Source organism: Paenibacillus lacisediminis (assembly GCF_046567315.2).
Genome location: NZ_JBKIAX020000003.1, coordinates 181661 through 205353 on the forward strand (window position 1 = coordinate 181661; position 23693 = coordinate 205353).

General features: G+C 52.6%; 18 protein-coding genes. 14 read left to right on the forward strand and 4 right to left on the reverse strand.

Features of this window, described 5'->3' with window-relative positions; genetic code table 11:
- Positions 1–146: 146 nt before the first annotated feature.
- Positions 147–1094, forward strand: a complete 948-nt coding sequence (locus tag ACLD72_RS07035; protein WP_411002226.1) for an NAD(P)/FAD-dependent oxidoreductase — start codon at positions 147–149, stop codon at positions 1092–1094.
- A gap of 302 nt (positions 1095–1396) precedes the next feature.
- On the opposite strand, the gene ACLD72_RS07040 is transcribed toward ACLD72_RS07035, so the two are convergent.
- Complete coding sequence (locus tag ACLD72_RS07040; protein ID WP_411002225.1) at positions 1397–2587, reverse strand: M14 family metallopeptidase; 1191 nt, start codon at positions 2585–2587, stop codon at positions 1397–1399.
- Positions 2588–2757: 170 nt separating this feature from the next.
- Between ACLD72_RS07040 and ACLD72_RS07045 the strand changes: the two genes are divergently transcribed.
- The 8 genes from ACLD72_RS07045 to ACLD72_RS07080 all read left to right on the forward strand — a co-directional run bounded on the left by ACLD72_RS07045 (position 2758) and on the right by ACLD72_RS07080 (position 13391).
- A complete protein-coding gene (locus ACLD72_RS07045; protein ID WP_411002224.1) occupies positions 2758–2928 on the forward strand; it encodes a hypothetical protein in 171 nt (56 codons plus the stop codon).
- Between the two features lie 132 nt (positions 2929–3060).
- The gene (locus tag ACLD72_RS07050; protein WP_411002223.1) at positions 3061–4599 is read left to right on the forward strand and encodes a TerB N-terminal domain-containing protein; all 1539 of its coding nucleotides are present in this window, start codon (positions 3061–3063) and stop codon (positions 4597–4599) included.
- The gene (locus ACLD72_RS07055) at positions 4596–5915 is read left to right on the forward strand and encodes an ATP-binding protein (RefSeq protein ID WP_411002222.1); all 1320 of its coding nucleotides are present in this window, start codon (positions 4596–4598) and stop codon (positions 5913–5915) included. Before ACLD72_RS07050 ends, ACLD72_RS07055 begins: the two co-directional genes overlap by 4 nt.
- Complete coding sequence (locus tag ACLD72_RS07060) at positions 5912–8113, forward strand: DEAD/DEAH box helicase (protein ID WP_411002221.1); 2202 nt, start codon at positions 5912–5914, stop codon at positions 8111–8113. Before ACLD72_RS07055 ends, ACLD72_RS07060 begins: the two co-directional genes overlap by 4 nt.
- Before the next feature lie 603 nt (positions 8114–8716).
- The gene (locus ACLD72_RS07065; RefSeq protein WP_411002220.1) at positions 8717–9712 is read left to right on the forward strand and encodes an ABC transporter permease; all 996 of its coding nucleotides are present in this window, start codon (positions 8717–8719) and stop codon (positions 9710–9712) included.
- Positions 9713–9731: 19 nt separating this feature from the next.
- The gene (locus ACLD72_RS07070; RefSeq protein WP_411002219.1) at positions 9732–10628 is read left to right on the forward strand and encodes a carbohydrate ABC transporter permease; all 897 of its coding nucleotides are present in this window, start codon (positions 9732–9734) and stop codon (positions 10626–10628) included.
- Positions 10629–10647: 19 nt separating this feature from the next.
- Positions 10648–12246 carry an extracellular solute-binding protein gene (locus ACLD72_RS07075; protein ID WP_458475657.1) on the forward strand — a complete coding sequence of 533 codons (1599 nt, stop codon included), beginning with the start codon at positions 10648–10650 and terminating at the stop codon, positions 12244–12246.
- A gap of 32 nt (positions 12247–12278) precedes the next feature.
- Positions 12279–13391 carry a GntR family transcriptional regulator gene (locus ACLD72_RS07080; RefSeq protein WP_411002217.1) on the forward strand — a complete coding sequence of 371 codons (1113 nt, stop codon included), beginning with the start codon at positions 12279–12281 and terminating at the stop codon, positions 13389–13391.
- Between the two features lie 34 nt (positions 13392–13425).
- Here the strand turns inward: ACLD72_RS07080 and ACLD72_RS07085 are convergent, their stop codons facing one another.
- Genes ACLD72_RS07085 through ACLD72_RS07095 form a run of 3 tightly spaced genes read right to left on the reverse strand, consistent with a single transcriptional unit; the run spans position 13426 to position 16081 of the window.
- Positions 13426–14397 carry a DUF4179 domain-containing protein gene (locus ACLD72_RS07085; RefSeq protein ID WP_411002216.1) on the reverse strand — a complete coding sequence of 324 codons (972 nt, stop codon included), beginning with the start codon at positions 14395–14397 and terminating at the stop codon, positions 13426–13428.
- A gap of 18 nt (positions 14398–14415) precedes the next feature.
- Complete coding sequence (locus ACLD72_RS07090) at positions 14416–15555, reverse strand: DUF4179 domain-containing protein (protein WP_411002215.1); 1140 nt, start codon at positions 15553–15555, stop codon at positions 14416–14418.
- Complete coding sequence (locus ACLD72_RS07095) at positions 15542–16081, reverse strand: sigma-70 family RNA polymerase sigma factor (RefSeq protein WP_411002214.1); 540 nt, start codon at positions 16079–16081, stop codon at positions 15542–15544. The genes ACLD72_RS07090 and ACLD72_RS07095 overlap by 14 nt, the downstream gene beginning before the upstream one ends.
- 249 nt (positions 16082–16330) lie before the next feature.
- Between ACLD72_RS07095 and ACLD72_RS07100 the strand changes: the two genes are divergently transcribed.
- The 5 genes from ACLD72_RS07100 (at position 16331) to ACLD72_RS07120 (ending at position 23531) form a co-directional block, all read left to right on the forward strand.
- On the forward strand, positions 16331–18337 hold the full coding sequence (locus ACLD72_RS07100; RefSeq protein ID WP_411002213.1) for a LacI family DNA-binding transcriptional regulator: 2007 nt from the start codon (positions 16331–16333) through the stop codon (positions 18335–18337).
- A gap of 178 nt (positions 18338–18515) precedes the next feature.
- On the forward strand, positions 18516–19502 hold the full coding sequence (locus ACLD72_RS07105; protein ID WP_411002212.1) for a sugar ABC transporter substrate-binding protein: 987 nt from the start codon (positions 18516–18518) through the stop codon (positions 19500–19502).
- A 77-nt stretch (positions 19503–19579) separates the two neighbouring features.
- A complete protein-coding gene (locus ACLD72_RS07110; protein WP_411002211.1) occupies positions 19580–21070 on the forward strand; it encodes a sugar ABC transporter ATP-binding protein in 1491 nt (496 codons plus the stop codon).
- 7 nt (positions 21071–21077) lie between these two features.
- A complete protein-coding gene (locus tag ACLD72_RS07115; protein WP_458475658.1) occupies positions 21078–22058 on the forward strand; it encodes an ABC transporter permease in 981 nt (326 codons plus the stop codon).
- An 81-nt stretch (positions 22059–22139) separates the two neighbouring features.
- A complete protein-coding gene (locus tag ACLD72_RS07120; RefSeq protein ID WP_458475659.1) occupies positions 22140–23531 on the forward strand; it encodes a hypothetical protein in 1392 nt (463 codons plus the stop codon).
- Positions 23532–23693: the final 162 nt, after the last annotated feature.

A 23693-nucleotide genomic window follows, 5' to 3' on the forward strand; every position in this document is an offset into this window, starting at 1 on the left:
AAGGGCCGGTTTTTTTGTACATTCAAATCCGTGGACGGTTATACCGACTGGGGGATTCTATTGTCGTAGTTGACGATTATTTCATTCGCGGATATTATAGATATATAGAATCTACAATATCGAATTAATTTAGGAGGAAACTCATCATGACAACCTTGCTTGATGTAGGCATTATCGGAGGCGGTCCGGCCGGTTTAAACGCAGCTTTGGTTTTGGGTAGAGCGAGAAAAAGCGTAGTGGTGATTGACGAAGGACGTCCGCGCAACCGGGTGACGGGCGAGTCCCACGGCTTTTTGACCCGTGACGGCATCAAACCGGCCGAATTCCGGCGCATCGCCAAAGAACAGATCCAAGCCTATCCTACGGTTCGCTTTGTAGAGGATACCGCAGTGACGGCGGCGGGGGAGGATGGGCATTTTCAAATTACTACTGCACGGGGGGATACGCTCCATACGAAAAAGCTGCTTATTGCCGCAGGAATGAAGGATGCGCCGTTGGACATCCGGGGCCTTGCCGACGTATACGGGAAAAGCGCGTTTGTATGCCCCTATTGCGACGGCTGGGAATTGCGGGACCGGCCGCTTGTCGTGATCGTTCCGAGAGATCATGTGTTGCATATGGCTAAAATGATCTCGGGCTGGACCGCGCAATTTACAGTGTGTACCCATGGTCAAGGGGAATGGACGGAGGGGCACCGCGGGGAGCTTGAGCGCCGCCAGGTTCCTGTCTTCGATTTGCCGATCGATTATATCGAGTCCCAAGACGGCGCGGTCCGGCAGGTTGTATTGCAGGACGGTACGGCCGTTCCTTGCACCGGGATCTTTTTTGCGCCGAAGCTGGTGCCGGGATCCGACTTGCCCCAAATGTTAGGCTGCGATATGACGGAAGGCGGGGCTATGGTCGTCGACGATCTCGGCAAAACGAACTTGCCCGGAGTCTACGGCGCCGGCGATGCGGCCTCCGTCAAGTATCAGGTGATTGCAGCCGCCGCGGCGGGAGCCTTGGCAGGCATGGCCATCAATAACGAGCTTCAGGAAGAAGCCTGGAATCGTAGGGAGGAGGGAGACGTGGGGCAAGCTAACGGACTGAAATAACCTTATTTAGTCGAAATCAAGCGTTTTAGGAGTGTTAACGGACCCTATCGACCTTATTTGGCATTTTCAGGCATATTTTTGGCTGTTTTCGGGCAAATAATGTCTTTCCGGTCCGTTAAAAAATAAAACGCCGACTTTTTCGGCAAATAAGGGCTCTCCAGTCCCTTAGCAAGCCCAGGATGAAGCCCACACGTTCCCATGGTCGGCCGTCAAGCGCCGATTTTGTAAGTTGGTCATTTGTTTTCGGAGAAGCTGTTTCAACTCCTAAGAATCCCGCCCCAAAGGATCTGTCATCTGACGGCTTACATATACAAGCTGGCCAACAGGATTCCCAGGCTTTCTTCGTAAATTTCGTCATATTGCGCCAGCGGCAAGGGATTGACCCCGCTGCCGAGCTCCACCGTAAACCCAGGCCTTCTCCAGTCCTGGATGAACCAGTCTTTGTAGCCGGCATAGCTTTCGACATACCGTACCGGTTCGTAACCGCTGACGCGGGCAAACTCGTTTACGATCGTTTCGGCATAGGGTGGTTCCAGATTCTCGAACCCCCAATAAATGACCTCACCTTGGGTATGAAAAGCCAGTACGCGGGCAAAATCGCTTTCTCTCGTTAGATCAGCCATCGCGATCGCTTCCGGCTCGGTAAGCGGGGCGGTTCCCCCATAATCCCGCGGTCCGCGCTCTTGCGGATTTCTGGCAACTTCGCGCTCCCACAGTGCGGGAAACTGGTCGTTGAGGTCCACGCCGCGTATGTTCGCTTTCCAGCCCTGGAAATCTGTACTTCCGTTGTTGTAAGACAACACATCGCTGCGGTATGGCTCCTGCTCCGGCAAGCCGTTTATGACCAAATCCACGCCGTCGGGGTTGACCATGGGAACAACGGACAACGTTGCCGCCTCGTAGTAAGGCCACATTTGAAGTCCCCTGATTCCGGTATTGTTGGTTAATGCGAGCGAATAATGATTCAGGAACTTGATCAGGACAGGCGTTGTAATCCATTCGTTGGCATGGAATGCCCCGTTGGCATGAACGCGTTTGTTGCCTTTGCCGATGCGCAGTTCGGGCAGCGGTTTGCCCATCACGGAATGGCCGATATTTCGGTAACCGAGAAATGGATACAGATCCATAAGCCGATTCAGATCGGAGCGAAGCGCGGCATAATTGTATGGTTTTCTGACGTCCACCACAAACCAGGTGACTCGCAGCGGCAGCTGCACTCTCTGCCCGATCTCCAACCGGTTCGGATTGACCGACGGGTTCAGCAGAATCAGCATATCCAGCGAAATCCCCCGGTCCCTGGCCAGCTTCCAAAGCGAGTCACCGGGTTTGATTTGATATTCGCTAACCAGAAACCCCGGAATATTCACTTCCTGGCCTACAGCAAGATTCGCGGCGTCCACCCCGGCGTTGGAGTCCACGATCAACTGCAGCGGCAGGTTAAACAGCTGGCTGTAATACCACAGCGTATCCCCGGCGCGAACTTGAATTTTCAAAAGCCATCCCTCCTAGAGTACCCTCCCTATCAGCATATGGGGGAGACATAGGCTCCATGTCTGTTTGCATCATAACGGAAAGGATCCGCCTATGGTCCTTGTCATAGATAATCCGCCCGAGCATGGAATTCACGAAACCGGGGAATCTAATCAAAAAAGGAGGAATAACTATGCCTAATGAACGGATATCCATCGAAAAAGACGGGGACCCGCAAACCGTTTACGAGGATACGAGCCCGCATCAGCGAACCGGCTTTATGCCGGAGCAGCCCGACGTAACGGCCCTTCCTTCCAATGAGGAAAGTCTGGAGCGAATCGGAAACGACCAGGCCACGGAATAACTTTGCAAGAACAGCGACTAGTCCGGTCGCTGTTTTTTTATTTTCAATATAAGCGGATGTGAACAAATGTTCCCCAGTTATGATATACTAAAATGGAATTTATCGTTTGTCCATGAGGATGGAGAGTTTGCCATGGAAAATCGTTCGCGTTCCATTGAATTTGCGGAAATCGATTTGTACGAAGAAGAGCCGGGACTTAATATACCGCCTAAAAAAGACACGGACCTGAGCCAACAGTCTGCGGCATCCATTCCATTCTACAGCCGCGAGCGCCATTTTGCCGAGGAAGCGCGGAAGCGGGGGAACGAGCGGGGCGAGCCGGCGCCTTTTGTGCCGTTTATGAGCTACTGGCCGACCTACGAACATATGATGGAGTCGCAGCAGAGATGGTATTTTTACTGGCGCTCTGAAGTGCGCGCCGGGTGTTATCCCGATACGGATTTATCATACATATTCGTATACGTTTATGAACTGATCAACGGCGTAGGGTGGTCGGACCCGCAGGAAGGGTACGAAGAACTTAACCGGATTTGGATCGCGTATGGCGGACGATACCCGCAACTGACCGCCTATTTGAAAGATTGGCTCGCCGATTTTGCGTTTGTGCACGCGCTGGATGTTCCGCTGCTGGAAATCATCACGCGCGGCGGCGGTTCGTATCCGGAAGCTTTGGTGGATATGGAGCTGCTGCGGCTTTTTCAAGAACAGCCCTCCCAAATTCCGCTGGACCTGCTGCTCGCGTTAAGCGATTACGATTTGCGGCGCAGCAAATTTTATCAGGGGCCCGGCAAATCGGATCTGGAGCTGTGGGTCCCGCGGATTGTCGGGATGCTCGACGCCTTTTTGGGCAAAACCCAGGGAATCCGACTGATCGACAAATTTCATCCCGGACGGGAGCGGACGACCGAGCGGTATCTGTTCCGCAGTGCGGTCTACGATGATTCGCTGTACGGGAGAACGGCGGCCCTCGTTTCGGTCCCGCTCAGCAGCCATCGTCCGCTGCGAAAATACATTACGCAAACGATCCGCTATGCCGAAAACCAATTAAGGGAACTAAGAGGCTTTAGAGGACGCTTGAGGGGCATCGTTATGGATTCTGAGATGGAGCGCCTGATCGACCGTTACCTGGAAAAAGAGCTCGCTCCGCAGACGGTTTCACAGCCGCGGATCGAAATCGACGCGGAGAAGCTGGCGGCGCTGAAACGGGATTCGGATTATGTGCGCGGCAGGCTGACGATCGAAGATGAGGAAGGGGACGGAACGGCGGCGAAGGTGATTTCGGATTTGGCCGGGGATTTGGGCCCGGAAGCGAATTTGGACTCGGAAGCAGCTTTGGACTCGGAGGACAATGTCGTACCTGAACAAGAAGTTGACAAGAAAGATAGGGGAAGTTCGGCGTATTGGGATATGTCGCAGTTGGACGAGGACTGGGCTTCGTTCGCTAGTCAGCTTGATTCGGCGCAGCTCAAAGCCTTGCTCGCCCTGAAGAGCCCTGCGCCCGCTAGCGCGCTTGCCGCTGTGGCCGAAGCTTGCGGCAGCATGCCGGAGCTGATCCTGGATGAAATCAACCAGTTGGCGATGGATACGATCGGGGACCTGGTTGTTGACGGAGGACAGCTTGTCCCGGAATATATGGACTTTTTTGCGCATTTGAAAGGAGAATTCTCGTGAATGAAGTGAAAATCCCCAAGCGCCTCACTACGGCGCTGGTCAATTCGCTCACGGCCGGCGTGGTGCCGCGGGTGGGGCTGGAGCATATCGCGGTAGGGCGCCGGGCGGAAGTTGACGCCATTCTCAAAGACCTCGACAACATCGCCGAGGGCGGAGCGGCGTGCAAATTTATTACCGGGCGTTACGGCAGCGGGAAAAGCTTTTTGCTGCAGACGATCCGCAACTACGCGATGGACCGGGATTTCGTCGTGGCCGACGCGGATTTGTCGCCGGAGCGGAGACTGGTCGGGACGAAAGGGCAAGGCTTGGCCACCTACCGCGAGCTGATGACCCATCTGTCCACCAAGACGCGCCCGGATGGCGGAGCGCTGGAAGCGATGCTGCAAAAGTGGTTCGCCGCTTTGCAGCAGGAGGCGCTGCGGGAGACGGGCCTAAAGCCAGGCGATCCCGCCTTAAACGATGCGGTGGAGCAGCGGATTTTTGCGGTTACGGCCGAAATGCACAACCTCGTGCACGGGTTTGATTTCGCCAAAGTGCTGGCGGCCTATTGGAACGGCCATAAACTGGCCGACGACGACCGGAAGCAGATGGCGCTCCGCTGGCTGCGGGGCGAGTACCCGACCAAAACGGAAGCGAAAAAGGAACTGCAGGTCGGCGTCATCATCGATGACGAAAATTGGTACGACTATGCCAAGCTGTGGTCGGAGTTTGCGGCGCGGATCGGATACCGGGGCCTGCTGCTGTTTATCGATGAAGCCGTCAATTTGTACAAGATTTCAAATAGCGTGTCCCGGCAAAGCAACTACGAAAAACTGCTGACGATGTTTAACGATACGATGCAAGGCAAAGCGGAGCACCTGGGTATTTTTGTCGGGGGAACGCCGCAATTTGTCGAAGATGAGCGCAGGGGCCTGTTCAGCTATGAAGCGCTGCGCTCCCGGCTGATGGAAGGGCGTTACGCCGGGAACGGCTTCGTGAATTATTCCGGGCCGATCCTGAAGCTGGAGATGCTGTCGCCGGAGGAGATTCTGCTGCTCCTGCAAAAGCTGGTAAACATCCACGCCCAGCATTTTGGCTATACGCCGTCGATTACGCAGCAGGAGATCGTTTATTTTATGGAGGCCGCCGTCGGCCGCCTGGGCGCCGATCAACTGCTCACCCCGCGCGAAGTGATCCGCGATTTTATGGATTTGCTGCATACGCTGCGGCAAAATCCGGACGCTTCCTTCCAGCAGCTTGTCGGCGAGCACCAGGTAAAGCCGGCCGAAGCGGATCCGGACGAAGTCGACGGCTTTCTCGCGGAGTTTGAACTATGAGCGACAATCCTTTTTATCAACTGGCCCCATTTATTCAGGAATTTATTTATAAGCGGAAATGGGAGGCGCTGCGGGCCGTGCAAGTGGAGGCCTGCCGCATCTGCTTTGGGACAAGCAGCCATTTGCTGATCGCTTCGGGCACCGCTTCGGGAAAAACCGAGGCCGCGTTGTTTCCCGCGCTGACCGAGCTGCACAACCGGCCGGCCAGCTCAGTCGGCATTTTGTACATCGGCCCGTTGAAGGCGCTGATCAACGATCAGTTCGCCAGGCTCGAGGATCTGCTGCGCGAGTCGCGCATCCCGGTTTGGCATTGGCACGGCGACGTGCCGCAAGCCGATAAAACGAAGCTGGTCCGGAATCCTTCCGGGATACTGCAAATCACGCCGGAGTCGCTCGAGGGTCTGCTGATGAACCGTCCCAACGCGATCCCAGCGTTGTTTAAAGACTTGCGTTACATCATCATCGACGAGGTGCACGCATTTATGGGGGTGGACCGGGGCATCCAGGTGCTGAGCCAAATCGCCCGCATCGAGCGAATGGCCGGTGCCAGACCGAGGCGGATCGGGCTGTCGGCGACACTCAGCGATTACGAATCGGCCAAGGCATGGTTAGGAGCGGGAAGCAGCGAGCAAGTCGAGGTCGTATCCTCGGCGGGAGGGCGCAAGCTGCGGCTGCGGGTTGAGCATTTTTCGTTTCCCGATGCCCGCGACGAACAGCAGGCCGAGCAGTTGCAGAACGCCCGCAAGGCATACTACGAGTATATTTACGACAGCACACATTTGAAGAAAGCGCTGATTTTCACCAACAGCCGTTCCGATGCCGAACTCACGACGCTGGAAATGCGCCGGGTCGCGGCAAAACGCCATGAGCCGGATGTGTTTTACGTTCACCACGGGAGCATTTCGGCGATGCTCCGGGAAGAGGCGGAAAACGCGCTGAAAAACGGCCCGGGACCGGCGGTGTCCGCGGCGACGCTGACGCTGGAGCTGGGGATCGACCTCGGGGAGCTCGAGCGGGTCGTGCAGCTAGGCGCTCCGTACAGCTCGTCCAGCTTCGTGCAGCGGCTGGGGCGCTCCGGCCGGCGCGGCGATGCGGCTTCCGAGATGCTGTTTGTCGTCCAAGAAGAAGAGGACGAGGATGCCCCGCTCCCGGCGCGCATGCCGTGGACGCTGCTGCGTGCGATCGCGGTGATCGAGCTGTACGTCCGCGACAAGTGGATCGAGCCGCTGGACATCCGCAAGCTGCCGATCGGCACGATGTATCATCAAACGATGAGCATGTTGAAAAGCATGGGGGAAGCCGAGCCGGCCGAACTGGCCCAAGCGGTGCTGACGCTTCCGTCGTTTCGCCAGGTGAGCCCGGAGCAGTATAAAATGTTCCTGAATTATCTCCTGCAAACCGATCATCTGCAGTGGACGGAGGAAAAGTCGCTGATCATCGGCCTGACCGGGGAGAAGATCGTAAACAACTTCCGCTTTTACGCCGTCTTTCAGGATGATGAAGAACATGCGGTGTATCACGGCTCCGAGGAAATCGGCTCGATTACGACCGTTCCGCCACCCGGATACTGCTTTACCCTGGCCGGGAAGCTGTGGAAGGTGACAGAGGTGGACGCGAAGCATAAGGCGGTTTACGTAAAACCGGCGATCGGCAAAGTGGATACGTTATGGCTTGGGGCAGGCGGAGATATTCACACGCAGGTCGTGAAAAAGATGCGGGAAGTGCTCGCCGGCTCCGCCATTTATCCGTATTTGTCCCCGCAAGCGGTAAACCGCTTGGAGCGGGCGCGGCGACTGGCCAGGGAGACTGGGCTGGCCCGGCGAGTCGTCCTGCCGGCTGGCGGAGACTCCTTGTTCGTGCTGCCATGGGTCGGCAGCAAGGTGTTCCGCACCTTGGAGCGGCTGCTCAAGCATCATTTGTCCGAACGTCTCGCCTTACGCTCCGTCGTCCCGATGGAGCCATACTACTTGATCGTTTCAGGCAAAAGCGATGCGCATACGTTTATCGGAGAAATCGCGCGAGCTTGCCGGGACTGTCGTGAAGAGGACCTGCTGGCGCCGGAGGAAGCGCCTTACCTGGGGAAATACGACGAATTTGTCGCTCCGGAGCTCATCCGCCAGGCGTTTGCCGCCGACGGTCTCGATTTGCCGGGACTGCGGGTGGGACTTGCCGACATGCCGCCGGAGGAAGAAGTATAGCAGGGTTCCTGCGCCTAAAAAGGATGTTCTCATTGGAAAGAAGATTGACCAAATTAGCACTAGCGTTGCATCAAATTTCATCTGACAAGATGCATTTTCTAGCCAAACAAATTTTCTAACGGATGCCACAAGCGCTATTTGTTCCAAAAACGTTGATTTCAAACTCTAACGGTTGCCATGGCGCTTGTTTCACTTAATCCGGCTATTTCTGCTTAGATTCAGGCAAATAACAACGCTCACAACCGTTAAAATTTTGTAAAGGTCTTTTTTCGGAAAATAGCCGCTGCTACAACCGTTAGATTTCCGGTCAGCATTTACGGGGAATTTTGAGCAAAAGTTAATGCAACGCTAGTGCCAAATTAGCAGCTTGATTGGATTTTTCCAATGTGATTTTATTAATTTGTCATTACACATTGACCAAATTTATTTCGTGACATAATATATGTCATAACAATTTGGCAAATTTACCTTTATCACCGCCGCAACAGACTGCGCATTCACCACCTTTTCAGAAAGGAGCCGTGATTGCATGTGAAAACTACTCCTCCGGCGAAACCATCCGCCTCCGCAAACCGACCTGCCCGATGGCCCCCGCACTGGATCATGCAACGATCAACGCCATGGAGCAAGCAATCGCCCCGGCAAGGGAAGAAGCGACCGCCCTCGCAAAGGAACAAGCGACTGCCCACACGATGGACCTATGTCCGCAGCCAGCTCAAAAGAAACCTCGCATTATACGTCATCATTTTCCCGGCTTTTCTGTACTTTGTCGTTTGGCATTATTGGCCGATGTACGGCGTGCAAATCGCTTTTAAGGATTTCATGCCCGCGTTGGGGATCGGCGGCAGCCCATGGGCCGGATTTGAGCATTTTGAACGGTTTTTCAACGCCTATTATTTCTGGAACATTTTGCGCAACACGCTGGGGATCAGCGTTTATGGCCTGCTTGTCAGCATTCCGGCTCCGATCATCCTCGCGCTCATGTTTAATGAGCTCCGCTCCAAACGTTTTCGCACCGTCGTGCAAACCATCTCCTACGCTCCGCATTTTATTTCCGTCGTCGTCGCCGTCGGCATCCTGTTTTTCTTCATTTCACCAACGAACGGTGTGATTAACTCGGTCATTGCATGGTTTGGCGGCTCCGGCGGCGATTTCCTGGCGGACCCGGGATCGTTTTGGCATCTGTTCGTCTGGTCGGGACTGTGGCAGAGCATCGGCTGGTCGTCGCTCCTTTACACGGCCGCGATGTCCGGCATTCCGCCGGAGCAATATGAAGCGGCTTACATGGACGGCGCCGGCAAGCTGAGCAGAATGTGGCACGTGACCTTGCCGGGAATCATGCCGACGATTGTCATCCTGTCGATCCTCAGCATCGGCGGCATCATGAATGTCGGTTTCGAAAAAGTGCTGCTGATGCAAACCGATATGAACCTGCAAACCTCGGAAGTGATCTCCACCTACATGTACAAAAGCGGGATATTAAATGCCCAATACAGCTTTTCCGCAGCTGTCGGCCTGTTCAACAACGTCATCAATTTCATCCTGCTGATTTCCTTCAATGCGATCGCCAAACGGGCGGGGCAAACCAGTCTTTGGTAAGCCGAAGGGAGGAACGCACATGCATACCGCAATCTATCGGACAACGGGGGAAAAAGTGGCTGATGCGGTCATTTTCCTGTTCGTTTTGCTGCTGACGTTTCTGATATTGTATCCGCTTGCATTCGTGTTGTTTGCATCGCTCTCGGACCCGCGGCAAATCTATGACAACCCGTTGCTGCTTTGGCCAAAAGGCTTTCAGGTGCAAAGCTATCTCACCATTTTTGAAAATAAGGATATCTGGCGCAGTTACGGCAACACGATTTTGTACACGACCGTCGGCACGGCGCTGAACGTGATCATGACGATCCTCGGCGCATATCCGTTGTCAAGGCGGCGTTTTTTCGGCAAAAACATCTTTACGTTTCTGTTTACCTTCACCATGTTTTTCAGCGGCGGCCTGATCCCCAGTTATCTGGTCAACCAGTCGCTGGGCATCGTCAACACGATGTGGGTGCTCATTTTGCCGGGGGCGATCAGCGCGTATAACCTGATCATCATGCGGACTTTTTTTCAGACGCAAATTCCCGTCGAGCTCGAAGAAAGCGCCTTTGTGGACGGCTGCAGCGATTACCGGCTGCTGTACAAAATCGTTCTGCCGCTTTCGACGCCGATCGTCGCGGTGATGGTGCTGTTCTACGGCGTCGGCCATTGGAATTCGTATTTCGATGCGATGATCTATCTCTCGGACCGCTCCCTGTATCCACTGCAGCTGATCCTGCGCGAAATATTGATCCAAAACGATTTTCGGCAAATGGTTGCGATCGCCATCGATGACGGTTACGCGGACCGGATGGTGGTGCAGGAGGGGATTAAATACGCCGTCGTGGTCGTTTCCTCGCTGCCGCTGCTCATTTTGTATCCGCTGCTTGCCAAATTTTTTGAAAAAGGAATTCTGGTCGGTGCCATTAAAGGCTAAAGAAAGAGGGGATGGAATGATGGAACGACGGCTCCGCTGGTTTATGATCGGTTTGCTGGCGCTGGGCTTAGTGTTAGGAGGCTGCTCCAAAGGGGGGACGCCCAAGGAAGAAGGGGAAACGGACGGACCGGTTACGCTGAAATTTGCGCGAGTCAGCTATAACGATGTCCGGCCGCCGTCGAAGGATTTGTGGATGTGGAAAAAATACGAGGAAAAAACCGGCGTCCATATCGAATGGGAAGAAATTCCCGGTGCCAGCTTGACCGAACGCAAAAATGTCATGCTCGGCTCCAATCAATTGCCTGATGCGTTTTACCAGATCGGCTTCAGCAACGATGAGCTGATCAGCTACGGCGGGCAGGGGATTTTTTTGCCGCTGGAGGACCTGATCGAGGAGCATGCGCCCAACTTGAAAAAGCTGTTTATGGACCACCCCGAGGTGAAAAAAGCGCTGACGATGCCGGACGGCCATATTTATTCGCTGCCCTATATCGACAGTGCGCTGACTTACCGCTCGATCCGGCTGTACATCAATCAAACCTGGCTGGACCGGCTGGGCCTTGAGACGCCGACAACAACCGACGAGCTCAGGGAGGTGCTGCTGGCCTTTAAAGAACAAGACGCCAACGGCAATGGCGATCCGAACGACGAGTTGGGCTGGGTGATGCCTTCCGGCTCTATCAACAGTATGTTCGAGCGCCAGCTGCTCGGCAGCTTCGGCATGGGGAACGGCGGCTTGAAGGCGGCGGAAAGATGGATATACAAAGACAAGGACGGCAAACTAAAGCTCGTCTTTAACGACCCGAAATACAAGCAGGTGCTGCAATATTTGCATCAGCTGTACCAAGACGGCACCTTGCCGCTCCTCAACTATTCCGAATACGAGTATGCCCAGTGGGTCACCGACGCTTCGGGTGATAAGGTCGGCGCTTTCTCCTGGGGAGACCCGGCCTATATCGGAACCACCGGCCCGAAAAATTTCATCGGGATCAACGTGCTCGCCGGGCCGGGCGGGGAGCGGGTGGTCAACTGGATGGACCCGATGACGCGCGGCACTTCCTCGTTTACAATCACCAAGGCGAATAAGCATCCGGAGGAAACGATCGCTTGGGTCGATTATTTTTACGGGGAAGAAGGCTCGATGTTTGGTTTCTTCGGCAGCGAAGGGGAGACATATAATATGGTAGACGGGAAACCGGTGTATATTGATGAAATTTTGCATTATGAAGGCGGGCAGCAGCTTGGCGCCTTCCAATACGTCGACAATGTCTACGGGGGTTATTACCCATACGTCGAACCACCGGCGGAGCTGCGTTCCGCCGCCAAAGGGAAAACGGTGGACGAGGACTTTAAGACAGATTCGGCAGAGCTGGAAAAGTACCTTCCCGAGGAAATTTGGCCGACCTTTGTGCCGACGCCGGAGGAAAGCCAAGAGCAAAGCGCGGTTTTGACCGACATCAACAAATACATTACGGAAATGCGCGTCAAATTCGTGACCGGCAAAGCCAATTTCGAGTCGGACTGGGACAATTACGTCAACACGCTGGACCGGATGGGCGCGCAAAAATATTTGGAAATCCAGAAAACGCAATACGAACGTTACAAAGCCGTGCAATAATTTTTTAAGAAATAGAGGGATGGAGACGGCGCATGAGAGGAACGCTGTACAGTAAAATCGTGGAGGAAATGAAAGCAAAAATCGCTTCAGGCGTGTATAAGGCGGATGATCAATTGCCGACGGAAGCGGAATTGACCGAACGTTTCGGCGTCAGCCGGGTGACGAGCCGGCGGGCGCTGGAGGAGCTGGAGAAGGAAGGCTACATTTACCGGATTCAGGGCAGCGGCAGCTTCGTCAAACCGCTGGGCCGGTTTCAGGAGGAACAAACCGGGCGGATCGGAAAAATGGTCTCCCTCATTATCCCCGAAGAGGACGACCGGGGGACGATGGGCTACATTCGCGGGGCTTCCGAATGGTTGAACAAGCACGGTTATTTTTTAAGTGTGCACCAGAGCAATTATGACGACAGCAAGGAAAGGAACCTGTTGGATACGCTGCCGCGCCGCGGGGTATCGGCTATCATTTATTACCCGCGGGCTCAGGGGAACTTCGACATTCTCCATAAACTGACCCTGGAGGAATACCCGATCGTGACGATCGATAAGCATTTCGAAAGCCTCGCGATCGGCAGCGTCGAATCGGACAATGTGGGCGGCACGTATCAGGCCGTGTCCCATCTGATCGGGCAGGGCCACCGCCATATCGGCTTTTTGTCCAGTGTTTCCCTGGAATCGACTTCTTCGGTGCTCGACCGGTATTTCGGCTATTGCCAGGCACTGAAGGATGCGGGCATTCCGCTGGATTGCCGCTGGGTGCATGTGGACGGGAGAACCACGATCGAGGAGCGGGGACGGGACCGTTTTTTTGCGGAGCTGCTGAATTTGTACGTCAGCGAGGGGGTGACCGCCGTCCAGGCGGAAAATGATCTCGTCGCCGCCAGTTTGCTGAACCGCTGCCTGGACGCCGGTCTGCGCGTACCGGAGAAGCTTTCGATTATCGGTTACGACAACAATCCGCTAACAGAGCATGTCGCCGTTCCGCTGACGACGGTGGAGCAAAATTTTTACGAAATCGGCCGCAGAGCGGCAGCTGCCGTGGTCGACTGGCTGGAGCATAGAGCGGTTTGCAGGGAACGCCTCAAAATCCCCGTCAAGCTGGTTGAACGCGGGTCCACAGCGGAAGCAAACGGGCCGTTCTCCCAATAAGGAGGACGGCCCATTTTTAGCTTTAGCGAGAAGGTTATTTTTTCAGGGGAAGGTTAAGTTCCAAATCTTCCAGATATACTTTAATAGGCGACCCGTCGCTGTTTTGAACCAATTTTCCTTTGCTGTCCGTTTTAAAGGTATACGGTTTTACGACAATAGAACTTGGAACAGCCGCAAAGGATGTATATGTCATGTCGAAGTAGCGCTGCTTTTTGACGACGCCCTCATTAGCTTGCAGGATAGGGGATAAGGTATTCCCTTTACTATCCGCGAGATCAAATCCTAAATTTTTTAAATCCTTTACTTGCTTATGAGTGCCTTGTGCAGCCAGCTCTAACCGGCTTGAATAAGGGGTTAATTCTACCCGTTTTACGGTATAGCTGAAATTTCCCGCTTTCTTAACCACCGCTTTGCTTAAAACCGTGTTTTGTGGCGCTTGTTTTTTGACGGGTAATTTAAAGGTAAAAGGATCCTTCACGCCTGAAATATAAGCTTTGACCGTAAGCTCGAACTGCTTGGGCAGATACAGGGTTCGCGGGCCCTTAACGGACAGGTCGTTGAAGGAGATCAACAAACTGTTGTCTGGCAACTCCGATCTTCCATACGACTGTAGATCCATCTTTTTGCCGTCGATATAAATATCAACGTATAGAAGAACCCCTTTTTTCTCGGCATTTGTTATATCGTCCAGCGTTGTTTCAAAATCATCGCCTTCCCTTTGCAAAGCAAAGGAAACTCTTGCTCCATCAAAAAGATAGTCCGTCAACTTCAAGGTGACGCCATCTTTTGTCACTTTTTGATTTTGCACCTTTGTTAACCCTTGCTTGGCCGCTTTCTGCAAACCCGGATCTCTCTTAGCCCATTCAAAAAGACTTTGTGCAGCAGCGGACTCTTGTTTGGCCGCATCAGCCGTAGCCACCCCGGATAGGGTTGGCCCGCTTGCGGTTAAAAACGAAGCGATAAGCAGGCTCAAGGCGATTTTTCTGCTAAAAATTCTGCTGATCATGATTGTATTCCTCCTGATTTACGGATTGAGCGGGATCGTCATTTCCAAATCTTTATGGTACGTTTTTGTTTGTTTGTCAACCGCAGTCCAATCCGATTTTTTGACCGTATAGGTATACGGTTTGATCGTAATGGATTTGGGTGCCGTACTGAACGCGCTATACAGTTCGTCCTCATGATAGTGATTTTTTGGCGCTTCATAGGGGGACGGAACCCACGACTGTTGAATTGGATTTCCTTGTTCATCCACAATATCGTAATACATTTTGCTGGCCGCATACTCGCCTGTCTGATTCTCGGTTACCGGTACTGTACCGTTGCTGTCAATGACCACTCTGGTGGAACCGGCAGTCAGATTGACCCGTTTAACCGTGTAACTGAAATCGCCTTTGCTCATTGTTTTTTCCGGATTGACGGAGAGGATCGGTTGAACCTTGGTGATTGGGATTTTAAGCACGAAAGGTTCTTCTACTTGGGTAACTTTTACCGCTAACGACAATTCAAACCGATCCGGAAGCGCCGCTTCTTCCAAGCCTTTTCTTATGTTATAAGTGAAGGTGTCCTGTTGCCCGGGAATTTCCCCGCTATCGCCATATAACCCCTTCACGAGTTTACCGTTAACGGTGACATCCAATAAACTGGATCGCCAATCAATATAACCCTTGACTTTCTCACTTTGCTCAAGGTCGCGCCAAGGCATCATGACACCGTCCAGATCCGCTCCTTCCCGGATCATACCCACACTCAAACGATTTCCATCATAATAGGCTTCCACCACTTTCAGGGTGATGCCATCGTGAGTGACACTTACATTAGGGAAGGTTACCAACCCTTTATCGACTGCGGCCCCCAGGTCTTCTTCTGCGGTCTTAAATACACTGCCGATCAGCGGCAAATTTTCCAAAGCGGCCGCCATTGCCGGAGAAACAAAACCCGAGCCGATTACGGCTCCTCCCAATACAAAAGTTGCTGCCGCGGTAAGTCCAAGTTTTTTGACCATTTTCATTTTTGTAAATGCTCCTTTATTATCTATTGAATGTTTCAAATCTTGGTCCATGATCATTTGATAGGTATTGTCCAATCTTAAACGCGTACTTTGGGGTAATTCATTGGGCTGCCGGGATTTTAGTCTTGAAATTTCCTCATTAATATGTTCCATAGCTTATTTTTCCCTCCTTCTGATCTTTAAAGGACAGCAACAATTTTTGACGAGCACGATAGAGCCGGGTTTTTACCGCAGCAGGGGATAATTGCAAAATGCTGGCTATCTGATTGATATTCATATCCTGATAGTAGTGCAGAACAATCACAACCTTGAGGTTTTCCTCAAGACGATCAACCGCATCCCGTAAATCAACTGCGGAATAATCGTTGGGCTGCAAGCCGGCAAAGAGTGTTGGATCGCCGATAGCAACCGTTTTTTTGTTCTTCCCCAAAATATTAAAACATTCATTGATTAAGATTCGAAAAATCCATGTTTTAAAATAAGAGGGCTCCCGTAGAGTATGGATGGATTTAAAGGCTTTTAAGACAGCCTCTTGCATCGCATCATCGCAATCTTCCGGTTTTTTGACAATGGCCCAAGCGGTTTGATAAAGCGGCAGTTCCACTTGCTTCATTAATTGAACAAAGGCGGTGCGATCTCCGGCTTTTGCCAGCAGTATGCATTCCTCACTAAATTCCAAATCGTTTCACCTCTTTTCTCTTTCATTTCGTTTATTAGACCGGCCAACTGTCCGAAAGGTAACACACAAAAATTTATGGTTGTCAGGATACATCCTTGGCAATGTCCCTAATGAATTATGCGTAAATTCTATTTAAAAAGCAAAAACGAATGTAAAAAGCCGCTTTTCTCGATTGGATTGACTGAAAAAATATATAATGCTACAATTTTTTTATAAATTTACGTAAATTCATGGGTGGGGGTGTGAGAATTGGCGACAATCAAAGAGATTGCTAAGGAAGCCGGCGTGTCGATAGCCACGGTTTCCCATGTGATTAATAAAACGAGGTACGTAAGTCCCGAGCTGGTGGAAAAAGTGGAAAGCGTCATCAAGCAATTGGGTTACGACAAAAAAATCGCGGTTGCCGGCAATAAGTTCAGAATCGGCAAAAAATCGGAGATCGCTTTGCTATTGCCGGGGTTGTCGGGGACGCTTTTTTCTCAACTGGCATCGGCGATTTCATCCTATTTAACTGAGCGGGGTTATAGTTTAACGGTCTATTTCCATCATGACGACGTGACGCTGGAGAAGAACATCATTACCAACATTCTGAACAATAAGCGGATCGCGGGTCTGATCATCGTGCCGGCCAGCACGGAGGCGAAGCAGTTTCAGAAGCTTAAGCAGCAGCAGATTCCGTTTATATTCCTGGACCGCAAGGTTGATCTCAAAGGCGTAGGCTCGGTGCAGGCGGACAGCAGGGAAGGAATTTACAGAGGCTGCATCCATCTGTTGAAATCCGGACACGAGGAAATCGCCTTGATTATCGAAAAAGGGGATTTTTCCAGTGTCGAAGACCGGTTGGAAGGTTACCGCGAAGCGCTTCGTTCCTACAAAATCCCGTTTCGTGAAGAGCTATTGATCGAAGTGGAGCAAAACCGGCTGGAAGATTTCGAAAAAGGGATCAAAGAGGTGTGGGGCCAGCATAAAAATCCGACCTTTGTGGCCAGCGGCAACCGGATCACCTTAAATTTGCTGCGGGTGTTGAACAAACTGGGGCTGGAATGGCCGGCCGACGTTTCGGTGATCGGGTTCGGCGATGAGGAATGGTCGGAAATCATCAATCCGCCGCTGACGATGCTGAAGCAGGACACGAAGCAAATGGCTTTGGAAGCGGTTTCGATGTTGCTTGATATCATGGATCACGGTCCGGGCGAGGCCCGGGAAATCAAAGTCCCGATGACATTTTCTATCCAGAAGTCGACCCAGGTAATCGGCAAAGGACCGTTTGGCGAAAAGCCGGTTTCTCCCGATGAATTGGCGTTGTCCAAGGATGAAGTCGAAAAATTGATGTCCGGCAGCTATAAAGTCGGGATCTCTTTCCATTACGGCGGTACAGCGTGGACAAGACTATACGAAAACGGAATTCGCCATGTGTTGGACCAATACGGGATTTCCATTATTTCCATTACCAACGCCGGTTTTGACCCGAGTTTGCAGGTCACGCAACTGGAAGGCTTGCGCATGCAAAAACCGGATGCGATTATCGCTATCCCGGTCGACGATGAGCTGACCGCCAAAAAATTCAAGAACATCGCGGAGGAAACGAAGCTGATCTTTATGAGCCATGTGCCGGAGGGGATGACGAAAGACCAGTACTCTTGCTGCGTTTCGGTAAATGAACGGGAGAACGGCCAAAATGCGGCGCTCCTGCTGGGCAATTATTTTAAAAATAAGCAGAACGTCAAGATCGGCTTCATCGGGCATGGCGCCCCGTTTTACGGCACGCATTTAAGGGATGCCGTAGCAAACGATACGATCCGCAGCAATTTCCGCAATATTGAAATCGTTGATGAGCAGTATTTTTACCAAATCGAGAAAACGTACGACGTTTGCAAAGAAATGCTTAAGCGGCATCCGGAAATTCAAGGCCTGTATATTTCCTGGGACAGACCGGCGCTGGAGGCGATTAAGGCTCTGAAGGAGCTGAAGCGGGAGGACGTGGCTATCTTCACGTTTGATCTCGACACGGAAATCGCCACCTATTTGGCAAAAGAAGAAATGGTGAAGGGACTGTCTACGCAGCGGCCTTACGATCAAGGGATCGCGGTAGGCTTGGCCACCGCCAAGGCCTTGCTGGGCCATGAAGAGCATAAGTATATCGGCGTTCCGCCTTATATCGTCGAACCGAAAAATCTGTTGAAGGCTTGGAAAAATATTGTATTGGAACCGGCTCCGGCAGAGATTGAGGAATTAATTCTTAAGAAATTTACGTAAATAAAACTAATAACTATTTTTTATTTAAAAATTCGACAAAATATTTGACATACGCCAGCCTTCTGTGATACATTTTACGTAAAGAAATTGAAAGCGGTTCATTCGACGGAAACAGTGCGCACCGGATCGACCGCAGACGTTCTTTATCCACTAAATCATCATAGGGGGCTGGTTTATTGTGAAAAAGCATTTTTTAAAGTTTTCTTTGATAGCGCTTACTGTTCTGGCTCTATCGGCTTGCAGCAACGGGAAAGGAACCGAGGCGGGGAATCAAGCGGGGAGCGGTAATGGCGGAGGCAAGGACGGGACGTACAGCTTTGCCTTTTTGACAAACACGCAGAACAATACGTTTCAAACGGCGATGAATGATACCTTTGAAAGATTGGCCAAGGAGAAAGGCTACAAATATACGATGCTGGATCCGGACTATGATCTGAACAAGCAAATCAATCAAATGTCGGACGCGGCCAACCAGGGCTTTGACGCTGTGTTCGTCATCCCGGTCGATTCCGCGGGGATCCGCCAGGGGCTGGAAGCGATGCATGACCGCAACATTCCGGTGTTCAACGTCGATACGGCCGTCATTAAAGAGGATAGAGACCTCGTGAAAAGCATCATCGCCACCGACGCTTACATGGCCGGCAAGCTGATGGGCGAACAGATGGTGAAAGACTATCCGGACGGCGCCAAAATCGCCATCCTGGACTTCCCTTCCAATGAAAGCTGCGTGCAGCGGGTCGCGGGCTTTAAAGACGGTCTCGGCGGCAACGCCTCCAAATTTAAAATCGTAGCCCAACAGGACGGCAAAGCGGCGCTGGATGCCTCGATGCCGATCGCGGAAGACATCATCCAGGCGAATGCCGACATCAACGCCTTCTTTGCGATCAACGACCCGTCGGCTTTGGGCGTAGCGGCAGCGATTAAGGCCAGCGGCAGAACCGATATCGGCGTGTACTCCATCGACGCGTCTCCGGACGGCAAAGCTGCTTTGCTCGACGGTTCGTTCACGGCGGTTTCGGCCCAGGTGCCGATTCAAATCGCGGAAACTTCCTTCAATATGGCGGTCGATTATTTGCAGGGCAAGGAGATTAAACAGGAAGTGCTGCTGCCTTCGCATATCGTCACGAAGGAAATGGCCAAAGAAACCGCCGGTGAGTGGCAATAAACGCATGATTTAGAATGCAAGGCATCCCTTGCATTCTAAATTTTTTCAAGAAGATATCGCTTCGGAGGTGAATAGCAATGGCGGAAAATCTGTTGGAGATGCATGGGATCGCCAAAAGCTTCGGGGGCACCCATGCGCTTAAAGGGATCGACTTTGAATTGAAAGCCGGCGAGATCCATGCCTTGCTGGGCGAAAACGGCGCTGGCAAATCGACGCTGATCAAAATTTTGGGCGGCATCCACAAGCCGGACCGGGGACAAATCTTTATTGACGGACAGGCCGCGGATATCGATAGCGTACAAAGCGCAAGGGCTTACGGAATCGGCATTATTCACCAGGAAATCGTGCTTGTTCCTTATCTCAGCGTCGCCGAAAACATCTTTTTGGGGCGCGAGCCCGTCAACAAATGGGGGTTCAAGGACGAAAAGCGGATGAAAAACGAGGCCAAAAGCATGATCGAGCGGCTTGGTCTAAACATCGACGTCACGACCTTGGTGGGGGAATTGACGGTGGCCCAGCAGCAGCTGATCGAAATCGTGAAGGCGATCTCATTTAACGTGAAAATCCTGGTGATGGACGAGCCGACCTCCTCGCTGTCCGATGAGGAAGTGGGGCGCCTGTTCGTCACGATGGAGAAGCTGCGGCGGCAAAACGTCGGCATCATTTACATCTCGCACCGGCTGGAAGAATTGTTCAAAATGGCGGACCGCATCACAGTCATCCGCGACGGCAGTTATGTCGGCACAAAGCGGACCTCGGACACCAATACGGAAGCTTTGGTGGCGATGATGGTCGGCCGGGAGTTAGAAAGCTTCTATACCCGTACCTATTCCGTGCGGGACGAGGAAGTGCTGCGCGTTGAAGGGCTGTCCAGAGAGGGCGTGTTCGAGGACGTGTCCTTCCGGGTGCGAAAAGGCGAGATCCTCGGTTTCTCCGGCCTGGTAGGCGCGGGCAGAAGTGAACTGATGCAAACCATTTTCGGGGCCTACCGGCATAACCGCGGGCGGATTTATTTGAATGGCGGGGAAGTCAGCTTTAAAAATTGCAGCCAGGCCATCGCCCAGGGGATCGCTATGGTCCCGGAAGACCGTAAGGACCAGGGCCTGGTCCTCGAGAACTCGGTCGGCTTCAATCTCACGTTAACGAATCTCGATCAGTTGATGGGCAGCCGGTTTTTGGTCAGCGAGAAAAAAAGGAGCGAGCAAATCGGCAAATACGTGAGAGGTCTGAATATTAAAACGGCCTCGGCGGACATCGAGGTGTCCAGCTTGTCAGGAGGCAACCAGCAGAAGGTGGTCATCGCCAAATGGCTGGCCACGAATCCACAGCTTTTGATTCTGGATGAGCCTACACGCGGGGTCGACGTCGGAGCCAAGTCGGAAATCTATGCGATCATCAACCGGTTGGCCAATGAAGGGTTAGCGATTATTATGGTTTCGTCCGATCTTCCGGAGATCATCAATATGTGCGACTCGGTGTGCGTGATGCGGAGCGGCAAGCTTGTGGCGCAATTAAACCGGGAGGAGCTGTCCCAGGAAAATATTATGCGCTATGCGACAGGAGGATGAGAAAGCGATGAGCACAAAAAATAGCGCCCTTACAGCGATGCTCAAAGGCAATATCGGGATTATTTTCGTGTTGTTGATTTTATGCCTGGTTTTATCGATCGTATCGCCGGTGTTCCTGACGACGGAAAATTTGATCACGGTGCTGCGGCAGGTTTCCAATAACGTCTTCCTGGCGCTCGGCATGACCCTGGTCATGATTCTGGGCGGGATCGACCTTTCGGTCGGCGCGATCGTGGCCGTTTCCGGGACGTTGACCGTCGGCTTTATGGTGAATAACGGTATCCCGATGCCCGTGGCGATTTTGCTGGGGGTTGTCATCGGCACACTGCTTGGATTTTTTAACGGGGTGATCATCACCCAGTTTAAGCTGCCCGCATTTATCGTGACGCTGGCGACGATGAACATCGCCCAGGGGATCGCTTATATTTACAGCGGCGGGCGGTCGGCCCGGATCACCAACGACGCATACACCCAGTTGGGAACGGGGAAGCTGTTCGGATTTTTGCCTCTGCCGGTACTCTATATGGTCATCTTGATTATTATTTTTATCGTGCTGTTGAACAAAACGAAGTTCGGAACGAACATTTTTGCGATCGGCGGCAACCGGGAAGCGGCCCGTCTCTCGGGCGTGCGCATCAAAAAAGTGGAGATTGCCGTGTATACGTTGGCCGGTCTGCTCTCCGCATTGGCCGGGATCGTGCTCTCGGCGAGAATGTACTCGGGCCAGCCTTCGGTTGGTCAGGGGTATGAAATGGATGCCATCGCGGCCTGCGTGCTGGGCGGAGTGTCCATGGCCGGAGGGCGGGGCCGCATTAGCGGAACGATCTTTGGCGTCATGATCATTGGTGTCGTAAGCAACGGTTTGAACCTGATGGGGGTTAGCTCGTTTTGGCAGCTGCTGGTCAAAGGCTTGATTATTCTGATCGCCGTCCTGATCGACGCCCAGAAGGGTAAAAAGCTTCCGTTTTCCTTCAAATTCGCCAAATAAATCGCAGCATCAGACCAACCAAGGAAAGAGGTTTTGACTTTGGACACAAGAGCGCAAGCATTTAAATATAAATTCCCCATTATGTTGAACAATCCGGATCATCTGCCGAGACAAAACGAGCCGGTGATCACCAAGCTGAATTTCTCCGATTACCGGGTTCATCCGGATAGCCTTGAACTGTTTGACGACGAGCACCGTAAAGTTCCTTTTCAACTCGCGGACGTGATTCTTGACGGGGAATATATTCGGGAAGCGTCGCTCGTTTATGTGGTCAGCATGGACAAACTGGTCACCTCGTATTGGCTGTATGCCGCCGATAAGCCGGTTGCTGAGACCGCGGCGTTTAAAGGCATTCAGCAGCTTGAACCCGTGCAGGCGGACGGCTTCCGCCGGCTGGACACCGGCTATTACATCTTGGAGCTGTGCTCCGGCACCGCCGACGGCACCTCCTATGGCAAATGGGGCATCCGCTATTTTGAAGCCAAGGCAGAGCAGAAAAATTTAATCAAGGATTACTCCAATGCGATCGGGGGATTTTACGGTCCTTTCTTCACGCCGAAAAATGGGCTCATCAATCCGCCGGAACACACGAAGGTGGAGTACGTGGTCGAGGCCGAAGGCCCGATCTACTGCCGCTACCGTATGAACGGCCAAGTGCCTGATGGTTTGGATGAAAATTTGCAGGGGAAAAAGTTTTCGGTGACCTGGGAGTTTTTCTACAATTCCCCTTGGTTCCGCAGAAAATACGAGGTCGACGATTTCTCCACCACGGTGGACGGCATTCCGGTCGTCAATAAAATTACCGTCGGGGACGAATTCGAGAGCGGGCAGGGCAACCGCGTATTTACATCCTTCGCTTCTTACGGGGGCACGTATTACCGGGAAGGCGACCTGTACGCCAATATTTTGTCGGACGGTGTGCACCGGCTGCTGGCGGACGCGGACAAGCTGGGGAACGACAAGCTGAAGCAGTACAAGGAAAGCATTGGGGAGAACATCAACGAGGTGTCTTGGGATTATTTCTGGCGCATCTTTTGCATCCAGGACGGGATTTTGACGCCGGAGGAAATCAGGGCGCATATTGCCGAGATCATTCCCGAATCCCATAAGCAGGTGCATCAAGGCGAGCGGAACGAACAGGTGCTGTTCCAAAAGACGGTGGACGTCAACAGTGCGCCCGAGCAGACCATTTTCCCTATGAGCGCCAACAAAACCGCCGAGCTGAACGATGAAACCGGCTATGCCATGGTGTGGTACACGAGCGAGGTCGTATCGCGGTACCAAATCGTGCAGCGCAGTGATTCCGGCTGGGTGAACTGGGGAACGAACGGGGAGAATGAGCATCCCGAGCTGCCGACCGGATCGACGATTTATACGGCCTACGGCAAGTTTGCGAACTGGGAGAAGCAGGCGGACGCGATGGAAAAAAACATCGACTCCAAGCAAGGCCTGGCGCAAATGATTAACGATTAAGCGGCAAAATAATGCTAAAAATCACCGCTCTTATAAGGGGGCTGGGTTGCTGCCGGGACCGAATTAAAGGAAGGCAGTGGACCTGGGACCGGTCATCATTCAAACAGCAGAACCTCCGAAGCATGTTGGAGGGTCTGCTGTTTTTGCTGAATTTTTCAGAAC